We start from the raw sequence: 18,419 nt of genomic DNA, 5'->3' as shown, positions 1-18,419 counted from the left end.
TAAGATACTAAAAACTACTGGTAATTGAAAGCGTAAGCCCATTGGAAGCAGGCACCACACGACATACACCTCCTACACAAAAGATCCCGGCGCTTTGTTTACCATAGCTAACTGCAATACGGTGTGCATCTTTATTATAGCCAAATGTTCCTAAATAATAATGCACGCGGGCAGCTTTATCAGGATTACCATAATTATATTGATCAAACAAAGCGACAAACCAGTTGCCATTCGGCGACCACTCGAGCAGCATGGTACCCCAATTACCCTTTCCTACTAAATTAGAGTTAGTAATCATATTCTGATTTCTGGCGAATAGACCTTGTACTTCTAGTCTTAGAGATGAAGAAGGTCTGTACTTGTAAGTAAGATCCAATACCACAATGTCTGACTTCAAACTCTCGTAACCCTCATTGGCGGCTCCAAATTGCACAATGTTACGGTTGTAAAACTGATTGGAGTAAACAGCTGTTCCCTTCCATTTTTTAGAGAATTTTTTACTAAACTCTATATTAAAATCATGGTAGTAATTATCGCCTATATCGCCGTAACTCGTCTTATAAAAAGTCATTGCTGTAGTTGAATCTCCTACAGGAATCTGACGAAGACCATTGGCCTGCGAATAATTCACCGTTATTTCTGCTCCGTACTTTCCGCCAATAGCGGTATTCTTTTTAAATTTATATTGCACTTCTACCATGCCACCTACTTCGCCTCTAAGCTGAGTGGCGTATGGATTTAAAGCAAGCATAGAGTAAGTGTGAGGTCTGGTAGTGGCGGGAAGATAATTGATCAAAAGACTTTGAAGGCTAGCGTCCCGGTCACTTCTGAAACTCATATTGTCTACACGCTTACCTTGAACCATAAACGAAAGTCCGTTAGTAGCGTAGGAAAGAGAAGCAAAAAGCGCTTCACCGTTTTTATAAGAATAGTGATTATCAAATGAAGGATCATTCATCTTATAGGCGTATTCCGTAGAAAAATTAAACCCTTCTCTGATAATGTTGACGCGTCCGCCATAGGTAGCAACGTTTTCGGGCAAATTTAAATTCGGATCAATATCCGTTTGATATTTACTAACGAAACTTCCGCCAAGAATAACTTTTGTTTTTTTCTTTCCTAAAACAGAATCAAAAAGTTCATTCACATTTACTTCAGCATCTCCACCGCGTACGATGCCCGGACCAGTAGTAAAGAAGAAGCGTTGTTTACCAACTAAACCTTTAAGTGTAACACCTTTTACAGGAGAGGAAATAACTCTGATACCATCGAGAGAATTATCATACAATAATCCCGGCTCGTAATAAGTCCTTAGCATTAACCCACTTCCAAACTGCTCATAGATATTTCCTACAGTAACATCGAGTAAATCGGTTCTGTAGCGGGCGAATCTATTGGTGATTCCTTGTCCCTTATAACGTGTGTCAAATCCTTGCCTTACGTTGTTGTAAGCTTCATAACGCACTCCTGCAGAAAAATTACCGCGCGTGTAATTGATGTTCCCAAAGGCATTAGAAAGAAATTTCTCTGGAACTTTTGGAGCTCCGATCAAAGAATCGGCTTGGTAATATTGTGCATCGATCTGAAAATTTCCATGAATGGAACCCATATCGGTTGTGGAATTTTGAGCCTTAATAAACGTAACAGTAAGCAAAGGCAGATAAACCGCTGATCTGCGCAAGGTTTTGCAAAACTTCATGTGTAAGTCGAATGAAAATTAGTGTTTTAACTTCTCACCCTTTATAAGGGATTGTATGTTTTCATATAGTTTGTCTTCATCACCATCCGCATAAGAATTGTGACTCCATACAATTTTACCAGTACCATCTACTATAAAAGTGTGAGGCACGTTATTTACATTCATGGCACGTTTAAAATCCTGGTTTTCATCTATGTAAATTTCATATTCCCAACCTTTGGTTTTAACATCAGTAACTACTTTACCGGAACTTCTTGAATCATCGATGCTTATAGCAATAAGTTTTACACCTGTTTCTTTCACCCATTCAGGGTAAGATTCAGCTATTGCATCCAGTTCTTTTTTGCAGGGTTTGCACCAGGTGGCCCAGAAACTGATAATAATTGGTTTCCCGTTATTGCTGAAAGATGCAGAATTAACTTTACTTCCATCCAATTTTTTTAATGTTGCTGCGGGTATTTTATCACCGTCACCATTTAAAGTTATAAATGAGAAAAGTGAGAAGGTGATCAGTGCTAGGATTATTTTTTTCATGTCGATTTACTTTAACTTTTAACCAATTATCGCGCCACAATTATAGGAAAAAAAATGGGATATAAGTGTTAACACTTTTTAGGAGGTAGCTTTTTTCAGGTATTTGGTTAAACTAAATCTTAAACCCATAATAAATCCATAATTTTGCCAAAATTTATGGAGACTAAAAAATCGGCAGAACTTTTCGAAAGGGCAAAAAATTATTTTCCGGGTGGAGTGAATTCTCCGGTACGTGCGTTCAGAAGCGTAGGTGGAAATCCTTTATTTATAGAACGTGGAAAAGGTTCGCATATTTGGGATGCGGATGGGAATGAATATATCGATTACTGCTGTAGCTGGGGTCCGCTTATTCTCGGACATGCAGAAGATGCTGTATTAAACGCTGTAGATAAAACCATGCGCAAGGGCACTTCTTTTGGAGCTCCCACGCAACTCGAAAATGAATTGGCAGACCTGATCCTCTCTAATAATAAGTTTATTCAGAAGCTACGTTTTGTAAGTAGTGGCACCGAAGCGGTGATGAGCGCGATACGTTTAGCCCGTGGCTTCACAAACCGCAATAAAATTTTAAAATTCGAAGGCTGTTATCACGGCCACGTAGATTCGTTGCTGGTAAAAGCCGGCAGCGGACTCGTTACCTTTGGAAATTCAAGCAGTGCAGGAGTGCCTGAAAGCTTTGTAAATGAAACTATAACGGTACCACTAAATAATAAAGAAGCGGTTCAGGAGGCTTTCAAAAATTACAAAGATGAAATTGCCTGTATTATCATTGAACCTGTACCGGCGAATAACGGTTTGCTTTTGCAAGGAAAAGAGTTTCTTACTTTTTTGCGTGAAATTTGTTCTGCCACTAAAACTCTTTTAATTTTTGATGAGGTTATCAGTGGTTTCCGTATGAGTTTTACAGGTGCCGCAGGATTGTACAATATTCAACCGGACATTGTTACTTATGGAAAGATAATTGGAGGTGGATTTCCTGTTGGCGCTTATGGGGCAAGTAAAGAAATTATGAGTTGCGTATCGCCTGAAGGGCCTGTTTATCAAGCAGGGACGTTAAGCGGTAACCCGGTTGCGATGAGCGCTGGGATTGCTCAACTTTCGGAATGTTTGAAAGAGAATTTTTATGAAGATCTTGAAAAGAAAACGCAGTACTTAATAAACGGCATTAATAAAATAAATCCGTTTAAACTGTTTAAATTATTTAGCCTTGGTTCTATTTTCTGGATTGCCTTTACAGAAAAAGAAAGTATTGTAAATGCTGAAGACATTGATGCTAACAGCATGTCTTATTTTAAAACGCTTTACCACGCTTTGCTTGAAAACGGTATCTACCTTGGGCCAAGTGGCTATGAGGTTGGTTTTGTGAGCCGTGCGCATACCTATGAAGATCTCGATAAAACTATTAAAGCATTTGAATTAAGTTTAAAAAAACTGGCTTAAGCTTTATAAGCCGCTTACCTGTTCCCAACTTATTTGCTCTATTTCGTTATCAAAACTTTTGCTTTCGTCGCTTGCGTTTATAAGTACTCCACCCTGCTAACGAAGAACTTTTTGAAACCATTTGAGGTTTTTAAGGGAGGCCGCGTCTGTTAGAATATTATGAAATAGAAAAATGTTTTCAATATTCCTGATAAAACGCACATCCCGTTCTACATAAGTTTTTATATAGTTCGGGAGCCAGCGTTGAGGGCTTGTTTTTGCAGTTCCTTTGTAATTTGTCATTTTTCTGTTTAAAAGCAATTAGTTATTTTTGCAGGCTATGAAAACAGTAGATTCCCTAGATTTCTCAAATAAACGTGCGGTTATTCGCGTTGATTTTAATGTTCCTTTAAACGATGCGTTTGAAGTAACAGATGCCACCCGGATACGTGCGGCTATTCCCACGCTTAAAAAAATATTAAATGACGGTGGCAGTATAGTGTTGATGAGCCACTTGGGGCGACCGAAAGAAGGGCCAACAAACAAATATTCACTAAAGCACATTGTAAACGAAGTAAGTAAACACTTAGGCGTGCCTGTGCAGTTTGCTGACGATTGTATTAGCGATGCTTCTATGCTTCAATCGGAAGCATTAAAAAAGGGTGAAGTTTTATTGTTGGAGAATTTGCGTTTTTACAAAGAAGAAGAAAAGGGTGACGCCATGTTTGCGAAAAAACTAAGTCAACATGGCAACGTGTATGTGAATGATGCTTTCGGAACGGCGCACCGTGCTCACGCTTCAACAGCAGTTATGGCTAACTATTTTGATGCATCTTCAAAGTGTTTTGGTTATGTGATGGCTAACGAAGTGGCTAGTATTGACAAAGTTTTAAATAAGACGGAAAAACCTTTTACTGCGATTATAGGTGGTGCAAAGGTGAGCGATAAGATTATGATCATTGAACAGCTGATGGATAAGGCTGATAACATTATTATTGGAGGCGGCATGGCTTTTACCTTTATTAAAGCTCTTGGTGGCAAGATTGGAAAGTCACTCTGCGAAGACGATCGTTTAGAAGTAGCAAAAAATTTAATTGCTACAGCAAAAGTAAAAGGGGTAAACCTTTGCATTCCTGTGGATGCAGTTATTGCTGATAACTTTTCTAACGATGCCACTACTCAGGAAGTTCAGATTGACCAGATTCCTGACGGATGGATGGGACTGGACATTGGTAAAAAATCGATGCACTATTTTGGCGAGGTGATCAAAAACTCTAAAACCATTTTATGGAACGGTCCTATGGGTGTTTTTGAAATGAGCAAATTTGAAGCGGGCACAAAACAGGCAGCCTTTGATATTGTAGAAGCTACGAAAGCGGGAGCATACACGCTTATTGGCGGTGGCGACAGTGTTGCGGCAATAAATAAATACAATCTTGCCGATAAAGTAAGTTATGTGAGCACAGGCGGTGGAGCATTATTAGAATATATCGAGCAAGGAACTTTACCAGGTGTTAAAGCTATAGAGGGTTAAAAGATGAGTGTAAATATCAGGATTGGATTTGGGTACGATGTGCATCCTTTAGGTGAGGGAAGAGAATTATGGCTAGGTGGCGTTAAGCTTGAATTTGACAAAGGTTGCGTTGGACATAGCGACGCTGATGTGCTTTTACACGCCATATGTGATGCTCTTTTAGGTGCAGCTAACTTACGCGATATAGGATTTCATTTTCCAAATACAGACCCAAAATACAAGGGCGCCGACAGCAAATTACTTTTAAAAGAAGTGGTGGCTTTATTACGTGAAAACGGCTATGGGATAGGAAACATCGATGCTACGCTAAGTCTTGAGGATCCAAAAATAAACCCTCACATAAAAGCTATGCAAAAAGTTTTAGCACCAATTCTGGAGGTTACAGAAAATGAAGTTTCGATAAAAGCTACTACAAACGAAAAGTTAGGTTACGTGGGTAGAGGCGAAGGGGTGAATGCATATGCCGTGGCACTGATTTATAAAAAATAAAATCCTTCGGGCTTTTAGATCAATTTATTTTAAGAAACACCCGTATTCATTAATTTAGAATATGAGGTGTTTTTTTATTTTTCTCTTTTTGTCTGCAGCAGCAGGAGCTCAGACATATAATTATTATTTTGGAAATCTTCACGCTCACACGGCTTTCAGCGATGGCAACAAAGATTCAGTAAGTTCAGGAGTGGGCAGACCTGACGGGAGTTATGCCTACGCCAAACTAACAGATAATTTTGATTTCCTGGGCATCTCAGAACATAACCATTATTCAACGAACCATAACCCGGGATTTAAGCAGCCCCTTTATCAGGTCGGTCTCAACATGGCAAATGCTGCTAACCAGGACGGATCATTTTTAGCTTTGTACGGTATGGAATATGGTGTGTCGTCGCAATACAACGGCCACATCATTATTTATGGCTTTAATCATTTACTGGGTTGGGAAACCACCGTGCCCGGTGTTAACGGAAATAACTATGATGTGTTTAACGCCAAAACAGATTATGACGGCGTTTTCAAGAAGATAAAGAACCATTCGAATGCCTTTGGTTATCTTGCACATCCTGATTTTGATGATTACACAACTGATGGAACTTATGGTACAGCCTTATCGAATTCTCCCTACAACGCAGCATACGACAGTGCCATAGTAGGCATGCCCTTGCGTAGTGGTGTTGCGAACAGCGCTAATACCCACTATACGGATTATTCATCAGGGAATTATTTTGCCTATTATAAAAGACTTTTGTTTTTGGGCTATCATTTAGGAATTGGCTACGATCATGATAATCATTACACCAACTTTGGACGGAGCAATGGTGGACGCCTTGTTATTCTTGCACCTTCACTAACAAAGGCGAATTTATTTAAAGCAATGAAGCAAATGAATTTTTATGGAAGCGATGATCCGAATGCCAGGATAGATTTTAATATGGATGGAACTATTATGGGATCTATAGTGAGTTCGGCAAATTATCCCACTTTTCATGTTATTCATAATGATCCTGACGGAGAACAGGCAGACACTATTAAAATCTGGAAAGGATATAAAAACAGTGGTGGACTCTGGGCCAGCATAGCTCATATGTCGATTGGAAATAATACAACGACCTTTACGGATATGAACGTGAAATCGGGTATTGAATATTACTACTTCGCGGAACTAAGGCAAACAGATGGCAATTGGATTGTGACGTCGCCGATATGGTATACAGGACTCGCACCAGTGGCCATGAAAGAAAATACAAATAAAATTTTCTTTACTTGTTTTCCAGATCCCGTTTCTAAGACATTAAATCTTACTTTCGATAAAAAGGATAATTATTTTATTTCGCTCAGCGATATCAGTGGTAAAAGAATTTTTCAGGAAGAAATTTTTGCCACGGATTACAGTATTGATCTCGCAGAATTTCAAAAAGGTTTATATATTTTAACGCTAAAAAATAAAGAGGTCAGCATTTCGAAAAGGGTGATCCTGGAATAAACCCTTGTTTTTTTGCCTTTCTTATTTCCTTTCAATCCAATAGCGATAAGACTTGTGCTTACTTAGTAGCTGCCCTGCGAAGCCTGTCATTAATAGCTCTTCCCAAACCCTCATCGGGAAGTAAATCGCAGATAACAATCTCTGCAGAACTTTCATCACTTAATCTCAAATATTTAAACAGATTTAATGCCGCCTCATTCAGATCTTTTGTGGGAGATAAATTAAAAATCTCAACACGGTTCTCTGTTTGGAGATGCTTTCCAAAACAAATACATGCAATCGTTTTTCCAGCATGTTCGTTTAGTAAGGTAGCCGAATTGCCTATAAATAAAGGTTTTTTTGGCGCATAATGATTTTTTAGTTGTCCCGGAGCTTTGGGATCGCTGGAATTATTGATGCGTAATTCTACTTTACCAACAACCTTTTCAATATCCTCTATAGCTAATCCACCCAAACGAAAAACACATACTTTATTTTCTTCAATGCCTATAATAGTAGATTCCAGACCCACAGTGGACGGTCCTCCATCAAGAATGTAGTTAATTTTAGTCCCAAGCTGTTTCTCCACGTGGGCAGGCTCGGTGGGACTCACATAACCGAATGGATTGGCGCTCGGGGCGGCAAGAGGTAAATCTAGTTTTTCAAGAAGTGCTAAAGTCAATGAATGCTTCGGAACTCTAACTGCAACTTGCTCAAGCCCCGAGGTAACAAGAGCTGGAATAATTTCTTTTTTGGGAAGAAGCAAAGTTAATGGGCCGGGCCAGAAAGTTTTGGCAAGTTTTACTAAACGGTCATCGGTAAAGTCTGCATATTTTCTTGCGGCTTCCTCCGAATGCACATGGATAATAAGAGGATCAAAAAAAGGTCTTTGTTTAGCCTCAAAAATAGCTAGCACCGCAGTCTCGTTTAAAGCGTTGGCAGCAAGTCCGTAAACCGTTTCCGTTGGAATGGCCACAAGTTTTCCCTGCAAAAGCAGATCTGCTGCTTGATTTATATTTTTACCTGTTTGCGCCACGGGGCAAAGATAACAATCTCGCCAAACCTAAAGAGAATTCGAAAATAAAGCTGCGAAATTTCGATGAAAAAAATCCTGATCAGAACATTCATCTTCAAAAAAACATTCCTCATGTTTAAATGCAGATAAAACCATTATATTTGTTAGCCGCTAAGCTTTTTATGAGTCAATTCATAACACTAAAGGATAAACAATTTAAACCTTACATCACTCAGCAAAAAATTGCAGAGGCGGTGAAAAATGTTGCAGGCGCTATCAATGAAGATTTAAAAGATGAATTTCCTGTTTTTCTCGCGGTGCTAAACGGATCATTTATGTTTGCGTCAGATTTGCTAAAAGAAATAGCGATACCTTGCGAGATATCTTTTATTAAAATGGCCAGCTACAGCGGCTTGTCGAGTAGTGGCAACGTTACCGAACTTATTGGGTTAACAGAAAATATTAGCGGACGCACGGTAGTTATCGTAGAAGATATAGTAGACAGTGGTATTACACTTGAAAAACTTATAACACTTTTAGCTACTAAAAACGTTAAACAAATTAAAGTAGCCACTATATTATTTAAACCAGATGCTTACAAAAAGCACTACATATTAGACTATGTAGGATTTCAAATTCCGAACGATTTTGTTGTGGGTTATGGTTTAGACTACGATGGCTTAGGAAGAAATTTAAAAGAAATACACGTATTAGCTTAAGATAAAATGGAAAAAATGTTGAACATTGTTTTATTTGGCCCTCCTGGCGCAGGAAAGGGAACACAATCTGAAAACCTGATCAGTAAATATGGCCTGGTGCATTTAAGCACCGGAGATATTTTGCGTTCAGAAATTGCGCGTGGTACCAATCTTGGTAAAAAGGCGAAGGAAATAATGGATAGAGGAGAACTGGTGGGCGATGATATCGTAATAGGTATGATAGAATCCAAACTCGACGAAAACCCTCATGCAAAGGGATTTATTTTTGATGGTTTTCCCAGAACTGCGGCACAAGCTGTAGCCCTGGATGATTTGCTCCAGAAAAAAGGAACAGGTATCAGCGGTATGCTTGCGTTGGAAGTTGATGATGAAGAGCTTACCAAACGTTTGTTGCTACGCGGCAAAGACAGTGGCAGGGCTGATGATCGTGATGAAACCGTTATTCGTCGCCGTATTCAGGAATACAATAACAAGACTTTGCCTTTAAAAAACTATTATAACGAACAAGGTAAATTTCATTCGATAGGTGGAATTGGAACCATTGATGAAATTTTTAAATCTTTAGTAGACCGTATTGTTTTTTTAAATGCTGAAATGGATCTTACTTCATTAGAAACAGATTTAGAACATCTGGATCTTACCATACAGGATTTTGAGTTGGCAGACGATATCGCTCCAGAATTACTTTTGGAAATTGACGCTATTAAACGGGCTGAAGCAGAAGAAGAGGAAGAAAAGAAACAAAGTGCAAAGGCAAGCAGACAGGCCGCCGCAAGCAGTAAGCAGGCCGCCGTTGCCAGCAAAAAACCTCTGGTAAAAAGCAAAGCCGTCTCAGTGAAAAAAACTCCGGCTAAGAAAACAGTCACAAAGTCTATACGTGTCTCTCCTAAAAAAGCCGTAAAAAAAGGAGTGAAGAAATTAGCGCCAAAAAAGGCCGTAAAAAAATCTCCACCTAAAAAGATGGCCAAAAAAGTGGTTAAAAAAACGCTAGTTAAAAAAGCGGTAAAAAAGGTCGCGCCAAAAAAAGCAGTTAAAAAGACTGTGAAGAAAGCAGCCAAAAAAGTGGTAAAAAAAGCGGTGAAGAAAACGGCAAAAAAGTCCAGATAACCCTGGCTACAAAAAATAGGAAAACGCTAATAATATTATAATTACCTTTGAGGCCTGATTTTGCAGAATGCAGAATCAGGCTTTTTTATTTTTAAAACCAAAAATGGATAATAGTAATTTTGTTGACTACGTAAAGATTTGTTGCAGAACCGGTAAAGGAGGGGCAGGCTCTATTCATTTTCACCGCGATAAGCTTACTGCCTTTGGCGGTCCTGATGGTGGTAATGGTGGCCGTGGAGGACACATCATTCTAAAAGGAAACAAACAATTATGGACCCTGATCCATTTAAAATACCGCAAACACATTATCGCTGAACCTGGTACTGGCGGATCGAGCAGCAATAGCTCAGGGAAACAAGGAGCAGATCAGATCTTAGAAGTGCCTTTGGGAACTGTTGCAAGAGATGAAGAGACCGGCGAGCTTGTGTGTGAAATTACGGAAGACGGCCAGGAAATAATCCTGGTGCATGGAGGCAGAGGAGGATTAGGAAACGCTAATTTCAAAAACAGTACGCTACAAAGCCCGCAGTTTGCCCAACCCGGCGAACCTGGTAAGACGGAATGGAAAATTCTTGAATTAAAAGTATTGGCAGATGTGGGTTTAGTTGGATTTCCAAATGCAGGAAAATCTACATTATTATCAGTTGTAAGCGCTGCTAAACCTGAGATTGCAAATTATCCATTTACAACACTGGTTCCCAATTTAGGAATTGTAAGTTACCGTGATTACAAGAGTTTTGTGATGGCTGATATTCCTGGAATTATTGAGGGCGCTCACGAAGGCAAAGGAATTGGTCTGCGCTTTTTAAGGCATATCGAGCGTAACTCTAGTTTGTTATTTCTTGTGAGTTGCGACAGTAAAGACATTGTTGACGAATACAAAATTCTTCTCAACGAATTAAAACAGTTTAATCCTGAATTGCTGGATAAAAAACGTATTCTTGGCATTAGCAAAGCCGACATGCTTGATGACGAGCTGGAAGCGGAAATGAAAAAAGATCTTGACAAACGTTTAAAAGGCAAAAATAAAGTGCCTTACATTTTCTTCTCATCAGCCTCTCAAAAAAACATAGTCGAATTAAAAGACATGTTGTGGCGACAATTGAACGAGTACCAGTTTTAATTTTTCTTTTCAAATAGTCTTGTATGTTTTTTTGACTATTGTCAAAGGAGCAAGAGCTATTAACTAAGAAGTTTACACTAGGTAATTATTCTTATGAAAGGGATCGCGATCGGTGTTATTTTTATTTTTCTAGTCAGCAGTTGTAGAAAGTATCCCCAGGGAGGCCTGCGGATTAACGCGCGTCTTTTACTTAATACAGAGATGAGCAAATCGAGTTTTATGGATCTCAAAAAATACGAGGTCAATAACATAGACAGCACCGACTTTGTGTCAGGTAACGGAGATAGAGAACTATTAAAAAGTTACCTGCGGTTCTTTAAATACGAGCGTGACAACTACTACCAGCTTAAAACTCTTGGAGCAGCAGAGTTGATGGTATCTGACGATGAATACCTGCAGGCTTATAATTTAAAAACAGTCGTTCCACTTCAGTTAAATAACGGGGTCAAATTAAAAAATGTCTTTAATCCGGTTGATGGTGGAATTACATGGAGAATAATACGCTGTAGAAGCAAAGAACTGATACTTTCAGCAGACGCTGGAGGATTTCATTACCGTTTAACGTTCAAAGAGCATTGATGTGCCTTAGGGGTGTTTATGCGTGTAAAAGCCTTAGAAAACCACTAAAGGGATAAAAAAAGTGCAATTCGCACATGCATTAGGTAGATTTTCAACAATTTCCTTTGTATAAGTCTAATAAAGCCCTATATTTGCCGCCTAAAAAATAGCAAGACATGCCAAAAATGAAAACTAATTCCAGTGCTAAAAAGCGATTTCAGCTTACTGGAACAGGTAAAATTAAAAGAAAGCATGCTTACAAACGTCACATCTTAACTAAAAAAGAAAAAGACCGTAAACGCGGTTTAGCTAAGACAGGGCTAGTGAGCAAGCAAGATACACCGAACGTGAAATTCATGTTAGGAATCTAAGCGAAACTCCTTTTAAAATTATCTAATCGGTTATTAAACAAAATGTTTAACCAGAGTCTTAGTATAAAGCCTCTTAAATGAGCACTAAAATTCAAAGCAATTAAAAACAAGAAATGCCAAGAAGCGTCAATCACGTAGCCAGCAGGGCTCGCAGAAAAAAAATCCTTAATTTAACCAAAGGTTATTGGGGTGCAAGAGGAAATGTTTGGACAATAGCCAAAAATACTCTTGAAAAAGGTTTAACTTACGCATACCGCGATCGTAAAAACAAAAAACGTACTATGCGTGGTTTGTGGATTCAACGTATCAATGCAGCTGTTCGTCAGCATGACATGAGTTACTCAGAATTTATTGGAAAATTAAACAAACAAGGTTTAAAATTAAATCGTAAAGTATTAGCTGATTTAGCGATGAATCATCCTGAAGCTTTCACAGCAGTTATAAATCAGGTAAAATAATAAGACTTTAGTCAAAAAACACTGTTAAACGCCTCTTTTTAAAAGGGGCGTTTTTATTTATTTCACATTTGGATCCGGTTAATTTGCGTATTTTAACGTTAGTAATCCGCTGAAATGGGTTTATTTGTGTCAGTAAATTAAACGCACTATATAATGAAAGCAATAGCAAAAAGATCAGAAATTAAAGGGAGCACATACCTTGTAAAATTACGTATCGATGCTCGTACAGTTATTACTGTTAGAACAAAAGAAAGTTTAAAAAACTGGAAAGCGAAATATCCTGACGCGGTAGAAATCGGTTAATAGTTTTGCCATGTCCATAACCATGGACAGCAGAAACCATTTTTACATCCACTTTTTCTTTTTAAAATAAATTACCAGTCCACCCATTACGCTCAGCATGAGTATCCAAACAGCTGCGTAACCGTAAGGAGATTTTAATTCGGGCATGTTCTCAAAGTTCATCCCGTACACACCCGCAATAAAAGTTACAGGAATAAAAATGCTGGACATGATGGTTAAAACCTTCATGACCTCGTTCATTTTATTAGCATTTGTGCTGAGGTAAATATCCATGATACCACTTAACAGGTCTCTGTAGTTTTCTACCGTGTCAATAATACGCATGGTATGATCCTGTAAATCGCGGAAGAATAATTGTGTATTGGGACTAATAAAATCAGATTCAGAACGCAGTAAGTTGCTTAGCATGTCGCGCAGGGGCCACACCTGTTTGCGCAGGAAGATCACTTCACGTTTTAATTTATAGAGTTCTATTAACGATTCCTGCCTCGGTTCGGTTATAATTTCTTCCTCAATCTTGGCAACCTTATCGCCTATTTTTTCGATTGTAAAAAAATAGTAATCTACAACAGCATCCATTAATGCATAAAATAAATAATCCGCCCCGTGCTTCCTTACGCGACCTTTGGCTTGTCGCAGGCGATTGCGGATAATATCAAAAGCATCGCCGCCTTGCGGTTCCTGGAAAGAAATAACCGTGTTTTTTACCAGGATCATAGAAAGCTGTTCTGAATGAACTTCTTCCTTGTTGTAAAAGATCATCTTCATGATGGCAAGCACGTAGTGCTCGTAATCTTCAAATTTGGGTCTTTGGTCAATATGTACTATGTCTTCTAAAGTAAGGGGATGGATATCATAAAGCTTACCAATTTTCTCAACAAGTTGTATATCGTGCACACCTTCTACGTTTATCCATTTGACCATATTATCCTTGAGATGTTTTGTACAATCATGGAAATCGTAAAATTCGCGCTCCAAAAATTCATACTCATTGTATTCAATAAGCGTGATCTTAACCTGGGCACTTGTTTCGTTCCCATTGTAAACCAGTGTGCCCGGTGGCGCCCCTATATCTCTGAATTTATTCGACATCGTTTTCTTCGTTTTCTTCCAGGTTTTTATTTCCCTGAACAACTACTACAATCTCACCCTTTACAGTTTTAGCAGAATAAAAAGCAATTAACTCTTCCACTGTTCCGCGTTTTGTTTCTTCAAACATTTTAGTGAGTTCGCGGCTCACAGAGGCTTTCCTTTGCGCACCCAAATGCTCTTTAAATTCCTGCAATAGTTTTACAAGCCTAAACGGAGATTCGTAAACGATAAAGGTTTTTTCTTCCAACGCCAGTAATTTTAAACGTGTTTGTCTGCCTTTTTTTTGCGGAAGAAAACCATAAAAACTAAACTCGTTGCAGGGAAGTCCGCTGTTTACAAGTGCCGGTACAAAGGCGGTGGCGCCTGGTAAAGAAATAATGGTAACACCGTTAGCAATGGCTTCGCGAATTAAAAGGAAGCCCGGATCTGAAATTCCAGGAGTACCTGCGTCAGAAATCAGGGCGATATTTTTTCCTGAATTTAAAGAAGACACTAACTCTTCTACGATTTTATGTTCGTTGTGCTGGTGATAAGATTTTAACGGCTTTTCAATCTGCAAATGCTTCAGTAAAAAAGAAGAGGTTCGTGTGTCTTCCGCTAAAATAAGGTCTGCAGACTTCAATACATTAATGGCTCTTAAAGTAATATCTTCAAGATTACCAATAGGGGTTGGAACTATAAATAATTGTCCGCTCATTCATTGAAGTTACTGGATATAATTTTCTATGCGAAACTTATGCCGGAAGAGTTATTGATACCCGGCTGTTAATGGCTTTTTGCCACTAAGACACTAAGATGACTGAGGTTCACAAAGACAATGAACGGCAGACAACCCGAAAAGTTAAGTGCTTTCTAAATGCCTTTAGTGCCCTGTGTGGTTTTTATTTGAAACTCTGCATGTCGCAAAGTTTTTTGTAGGTACCGTTAAGCGCAATGAGTGTGCTGTGATTTCCTCGCTCTATAATTTCTCCTTTGTGCATCACGATTATTTCATCCGCATTTGCAATCGTTGATAAACGGTGCGCTATGACTATGCTGGTACGGTTTTTCATTAAATTGCTTAAAGCATCCTGAACCAGTCTTTCACTTTCTGTATCCAGTGCTGAGGTAGCCTCGTCCAAAATAAGTATGGGTGGATTTTTAAGTATCGCTCTGGCAATGCTTAATCTTTGTCTTTGTCCACCACTGAGTTTGCCTCCTCTGTCGCCTACATTGGTTTGATACCCATTTGGCTGTTGTAAAATAAAATCATGTGCGTTAGCTATTTTGGCAGCTGCTATAACTGCAGCTTCGTCTGCATGATCAATGCCAAAAGCAATATTATTTAAAATGGTATCGTTAAATAAAATACTTTCCTGCGTCACAATCCCTATTTGTTTTCTAAGGCTGTCAATGTCGATTTGTTTTACTGGCACTCCATCAATTAAAATCTCGCCAAGATCTGTGTCATAAAAGCGGGGAATCATGTCGGCAAGGGTAGTTTTCCCACTGCCGCTCTGCCCAACCAATGCAATGGTTTTACCTTTTGCAATGCCAAGATTTATGTTTTTTAAAATATAGCCTTCATCTCCTTTAATATAAGCGAAAGAAACATCTTTAAATTCAATTTTAGTATCGAAAGAACTTATGCTTTTTGCATTGAGAGCATTTTTGATAGAGACTTCCGCATGTAAAATTTTCTCAATACGCTCTTCTGATGCAAGTCCTTTTTGGATGTTATTATAAGCTTGTGTAATTTGTTTGATCGGCGCTAAAATTTGCGAGGCAACTGCGAAATACCCAATAAATTCGGCAGAAGTGAGGCCCTTGCTATAAAGCGCCATACCGCCACCTATGAATAAAATCACCATTAAGATAGCAATGACAATGGTTTCACTTAAGGGTGATCCAAGATCTGTTCTTCTGTAAACATTTACCTGTAATTTATAATACTCCTGGTTAATGTTTTCGAATTTATTTTTCAGGTAGGATTCGCCTGTGAAAGCTTTAATGATTTTTAATCCTCCCAAAGTTTCTTCCATCATGTTAAACAAACTTCCTAAAAAGGTTTTACCAAGAGCAGAATTTCTTTTTAAGGAACGGTTTACAAGACCAATGATTATACCGGCTACAGGCAACAACAGAAAAACGTAAAGCGTTAAATAAGGACTAATACCAATTAGCATGGCTAAAGAAATAATGATGATGAGTGGTTCGCGAAAAACCATTTCAAGGGTTTGCATAATGCTCCATTCTATTTCGATAACGTCGGTTGTCATCCTGCTCATAATGTCTCCCTTCCTTTCGTCGCTGTAATAAGAAAGAGATAAAGCCAGTGCTTTGTTATACATTTTGTTGCGTAGGTCTCTTACAACGCCATTTCGTATAGGAGCCAGGTAAAACATGGCCATGTAACGACAAACATTTTTTAAAAGAGTAAGAATAACAATTGACACGCAAATTAAAATCAAAGCTTCCATTTTTCCTTTAATGAGTTGATCGGGTTCAAGTCCGTCTTTCACGATCAGGTTAGACATGGTAGCGTAGAACCATCCTTTTAAATACGCTATACTCAGCTGGGGCGTACCCGCACTAAAATTACTTACATACTCATTGTATTTTGAGGCGTCTTTCTCAAAAAGAAGATCCAGAAAAGGAATGATTAGCGTGATAGAAAATACAGAAAAAACAGAGAATAAAACATTAAACCCAATATTCCATCCAGCATATTTCCAATACCCTTGTATGTATTTAAAAACCGAGAATAGTTTGATCATTTTGGCTGTGAATATACGAATATTACCAGTTACAGTAACTTAACGAGGGCAGACTCTTATGAGTTAATTTATTTTAAAATGCTTACCTTTGCAGTATGGAGAGCTTAAGACAGCAAAAAGTAAATAAATTATTGGCAAAGGAATTGGCTGAAATTTTCAGAAGTGAATCACGCAATCTTTTTGGTGGTGGTTTTATAACTGTCACTACCGTGCGCGTAAGTCCCGATTTAAGCTCTGCTAAAGTTTACGTGAGTATTATGGCTAATAAAGATAAGAACACTGTCTTTAAACTAATTGAAACCAATGCTAAGGTTATCCGCAAACAATTAGGAACTATAGTGGCCAAACAATTAAGAATTGTTCCGGAACTTATGTTTTATATCGACGATTCGCTTGACTATGCGATGAAGATAGATGCACTACTTAAAAAATAGTTATTGATGTAAATTGTGGAAGTCAGATGGCAGATGTAAGCACTTGTAGAAAGGTATTATCAATCTTCCAGGCAGTTTCGCACGCACATTTTACATTTAATATCCTACATTTTACATTCCGATAATGTCTTTTTCCTTTTACATAGCTAAGCGTTACCTGGTTTCTAAAAAATCAAACAATGCCATTAATATAATTAGCTGGATTAGCATTGGAGCTATTGCCGTAACAACAGGCGCCCTCATTGTGATTCTTTCAGCTATGAACGGACTCACCAGCGTTGTTGCAAATCTCTACAACACTGTTGAACCAGATATTCGAATTACTGCGGCTAAGGGAAAATATTTTGAAGCGTCTGATAAATTAGTAGCTGAAATAAAATCTATTGAAGGGGTTAAGCTCATCTCATTAAGTCTGAGCGATAAAATACTTATTAAAAATATTGATAAGCAGGCTCTTGTTACCATTAAAGGAGTAGATAGTAATTTTAATAAGATTGCAAAGATTGATTCTGTAATTGATGGGAATTATGGTTTAAACGATGCTGGTTCAAAAACTATTTTATTAGGCCGTGGTGTTGCGAGACAGCTCAATATTAATTTACATGTTTTTGTAAATGAATTAACGCTCTACAGTCCTTTAAAGGGTAAAGAAACCAGCTTGATTCCAGATGATAATTTAAATCAGCTTTATTGCATCCCATCAGGAGTTTTTTCTTTGAATGATGAACTCGATAATGAGTATGCCTTTGTGAGTTTAAAAACAGCCCGCGATTTATTTGATCTGCCTGATAAAGTAAGTGCTTTGGAACTAAGCTGTGAGCAATCGAGTGTTAATCAGGTAAAGGAGCAATTAGAAAAAAAACTAGGCCCAGATTTTGTAGTTAAAAACAGGTATCAGCTCAACGATGTGCTTTTTAAAGCTTTGGAAACTGAAAAGCTGGCAACGTTTATTATTCTCGCGTTTATTTTGGTTATAGCCACCTTTAATATTATTGGTGCGCTTACCATGTTAATTATTGAAAAACGAAAAGACATAAGAACGTTACACAGTATGGGAGCTGATTTAGGTTTAATACGCAGCATTTTTATGCGGGAAGCCTTTCTTATCAGTGGCATAGGAGCTTTTATCGGACTTGCTTTGGGACTTTTAATTTGCGTGCTTCAGATGAAGTTTCATCTTGTTACTTTTGGAAGTGAGTTTATTGTACCATACTATCCAATCGAATTACAATTAAAAGATTTTGTATGGATCTTAGGACTCATTATGTTTATCGGTTTTTTCGCAGCGTTGTATCCAGTGAGGGTTTTTACAAAAACCGATTTGGTAGGATTTAAATAAA

Annotated in this window: 18 protein-coding genes and 1 pseudogene; 12 read left to right on the top strand and 7 right to left on the bottom strand. The window is 38.2% G+C overall.

The window, feature by feature from the left end:
* Window positions 1-7: 7 nt before the first annotated feature.
* Complete coding sequence (locus CNR22_07280) at window positions 8-1,699, bottom strand: hypothetical protein (protein ID PBQ31575.1); 1,692 nt, start codon at window positions 1,697-1,699, stop codon at window positions 8-10.
* 18 nt (window positions 1,700-1,717) lie between these two features.
* A complete protein-coding gene (locus tag CNR22_07275; protein PBQ31574.1) occupies window positions 1,718-2,233 on the bottom strand; it encodes an alkyl hydroperoxide reductase in 516 nt (171 codons plus the stop codon).
* 156 nt (window positions 2,234-2,389) lie between these two features.
* On the opposite strand from CNR22_07275, the gene hemL reads away from it, so the two are divergent.
* Entirely contained in the window at window positions 2,390-3,673 is a 1,284-nt protein-coding gene (gene hemL / locus CNR22_07270; GenBank protein PBQ31573.1) for a glutamate-1-semialdehyde-2,1-aminomutase, read from the top strand.
* A 96-nt stretch (window positions 3,674-3,769) separates the two neighbouring features.
* On the opposite strand, the gene CNR22_07265 is transcribed toward hemL, so the two are convergent.
* Entirely contained in the window at window positions 3,770-3,955 is a 186-nt protein-coding gene (locus tag CNR22_07265) for a hypothetical protein (protein ID PBQ31572.1), read from the bottom strand.
* A gap of 37 nt (window positions 3,956-3,992) precedes the next feature.
* Here CNR22_07265 and pgk point away from each other — a divergent pair, with 37 nt between their 5' ends.
* The 3 genes from pgk to CNR22_07250 all read left to right on the top strand — a co-directional run bounded on the left by pgk (window position 3,993) and on the right by CNR22_07250 (window position 7,164).
* Window positions 3,993-5,186, top strand: coding sequence for a phosphoglycerate kinase (pgk, locus tag CNR22_07260; GenBank protein ID PBQ31571.1), 1,194 nt, complete (start codon window positions 3,993-3,995; stop codon window positions 5,184-5,186).
* A 3-nt stretch (window positions 5,187-5,189) separates the two neighbouring features.
* Window positions 5,190-5,675: a 2-C-methyl-D-erythritol 2,4-cyclodiphosphate synthase gene (locus tag CNR22_07255; GenBank protein ID PBQ31570.1), complete on the top strand. Its 486-nt coding sequence runs from the start codon at window positions 5,190-5,192 to the stop codon at window positions 5,673-5,675.
* Between the two features lie 61 nt (window positions 5,676-5,736).
* Window positions 5,737-7,164 carry a hypothetical protein gene (locus CNR22_07250; GenBank protein ID PBQ31569.1) on the top strand — a complete coding sequence of 476 codons (1,428 nt, stop codon included), beginning with the start codon at window positions 5,737-5,739 and terminating at the stop codon, window positions 7,162-7,164.
* A gap of 58 nt (window positions 7,165-7,222) precedes the next feature.
* Here the strand turns inward: CNR22_07250 and CNR22_07245 are convergent, their stop codons facing one another.
* Window positions 7,223-8,179 (bottom strand): threonylcarbamoyl-AMP synthase, encoded by a 957-nt coding sequence (locus CNR22_07245; GenBank protein ID PBQ31568.1) that lies wholly within the window; start codon window positions 8,177-8,179, stop codon window positions 7,223-7,225.
* A gap of 161 nt (window positions 8,180-8,340) precedes the next feature.
* On the opposite strand from CNR22_07245, the gene hpt reads away from it, so the two are divergent.
* From hpt to CNR22_07215, 6 genes and pseudogenes are all read left to right on the top strand, one after another.
* Complete coding sequence (gene hpt / locus CNR22_07240) at window positions 8,341-8,877, top strand: hypoxanthine phosphoribosyltransferase (protein PBQ31567.1); 537 nt, start codon at window positions 8,341-8,343, stop codon at window positions 8,875-8,877.
* Between the two features lie 15 nt (window positions 8,878-8,892).
* Window positions 8,893-9,450: pseudogene (locus tag CNR22_07235) on the top strand (adenylate kinase).
* A 637-nt stretch (window positions 9,451-10,087) separates the two neighbouring features.
* The gene (locus tag CNR22_07230) at window positions 10,088-11,107 is read left to right on the top strand and encodes a GTPase ObgE (protein ID PBQ34848.1); all 1,020 of its coding nucleotides are present in this window, start codon (window positions 10,088-10,090) and stop codon (window positions 11,105-11,107) included.
* Window positions 11,108-11,200: 93 nt separating this feature from the next.
* Window positions 11,201-11,686, top strand: a complete 486-nt coding sequence (locus tag CNR22_07225; protein ID PBQ31566.1) for a hypothetical protein — start codon at window positions 11,201-11,203, stop codon at window positions 11,684-11,686.
* Between the two features lie 155 nt (window positions 11,687-11,841).
* Window positions 11,842-12,036, top strand: coding sequence for a 50S ribosomal protein L35 (locus CNR22_07220; GenBank protein ID PBQ31565.1), 195 nt, complete (start codon window positions 11,842-11,844; stop codon window positions 12,034-12,036).
* A 113-nt stretch (window positions 12,037-12,149) separates the two neighbouring features.
* Window positions 12,150-12,494 (top strand): 50S ribosomal protein L20, encoded by a 345-nt coding sequence (locus CNR22_07215; protein PBQ31564.1) that lies wholly within the window; start codon window positions 12,150-12,152, stop codon window positions 12,492-12,494.
* A gap of 345 nt (window positions 12,495-12,839) precedes the next feature.
* Here the strand turns inward: CNR22_07215 and corA are convergent, their stop codons facing one another.
* The 3 genes from corA to CNR22_07200 all read right to left on the bottom strand — a co-directional run bounded on the left by corA (window position 12,840) and on the right by CNR22_07200 (window position 16,645).
* The gene (gene corA, locus CNR22_07210; protein PBQ31563.1) at window positions 12,840-13,889 is read right to left on the bottom strand and encodes a magnesium and cobalt transport protein CorA; all 1,050 of its coding nucleotides are present in this window, start codon (window positions 13,887-13,889) and stop codon (window positions 12,840-12,842) included.
* Complete coding sequence (gene rsmI / locus CNR22_07205; GenBank protein ID PBQ31562.1) at window positions 13,879-14,586, bottom strand: 16S rRNA (cytidine(1402)-2'-O)-methyltransferase; 708 nt, start codon at window positions 14,584-14,586, stop codon at window positions 13,879-13,881. Before rsmI ends, corA begins: the two co-directional genes overlap by 11 nt.
* 184 nt (window positions 14,587-14,770) lie before the next feature.
* Entirely contained in the window at window positions 14,771-16,645 is a 1,875-nt protein-coding gene (locus CNR22_07200; GenBank protein PBQ31561.1) for an antibiotic ABC transporter ATP-binding protein, read from the bottom strand.
* A 95-nt stretch (window positions 16,646-16,740) separates the two neighbouring features.
* Between CNR22_07200 and rbfA the strand changes: the two genes are divergently transcribed.
* Window positions 16,741-17,079, top strand: a complete 339-nt coding sequence (gene rbfA, locus CNR22_07195; protein PBQ31560.1) for a ribosome-binding factor A — start codon at window positions 16,741-16,743, stop codon at window positions 17,077-17,079.
* A gap of 124 nt (window positions 17,080-17,203) precedes the next feature.
* Window positions 17,204-18,418 carry a hypothetical protein gene (locus CNR22_07190; GenBank protein PBQ31559.1) on the top strand — a complete coding sequence of 405 codons (1,215 nt, stop codon included), beginning with the start codon at window positions 17,204-17,206 and terminating at the stop codon, window positions 18,416-18,418.
* The last annotated feature ends 1 nt before the right edge of the window (window position 18,419 follow it).

Source organism: Sphingobacteriaceae bacterium (genome assembly GCA_002319075.1).
Taxonomy (GTDB): Bacteria; Bacteroidota; Bacteroidia; order B-17B0; family Aurantibacillaceae; genus Aurantibacillus.
Note: the sequence above shows the minus strand (reverse complement) of the source record. Positions and strands in the feature narration are given on the sequence as shown.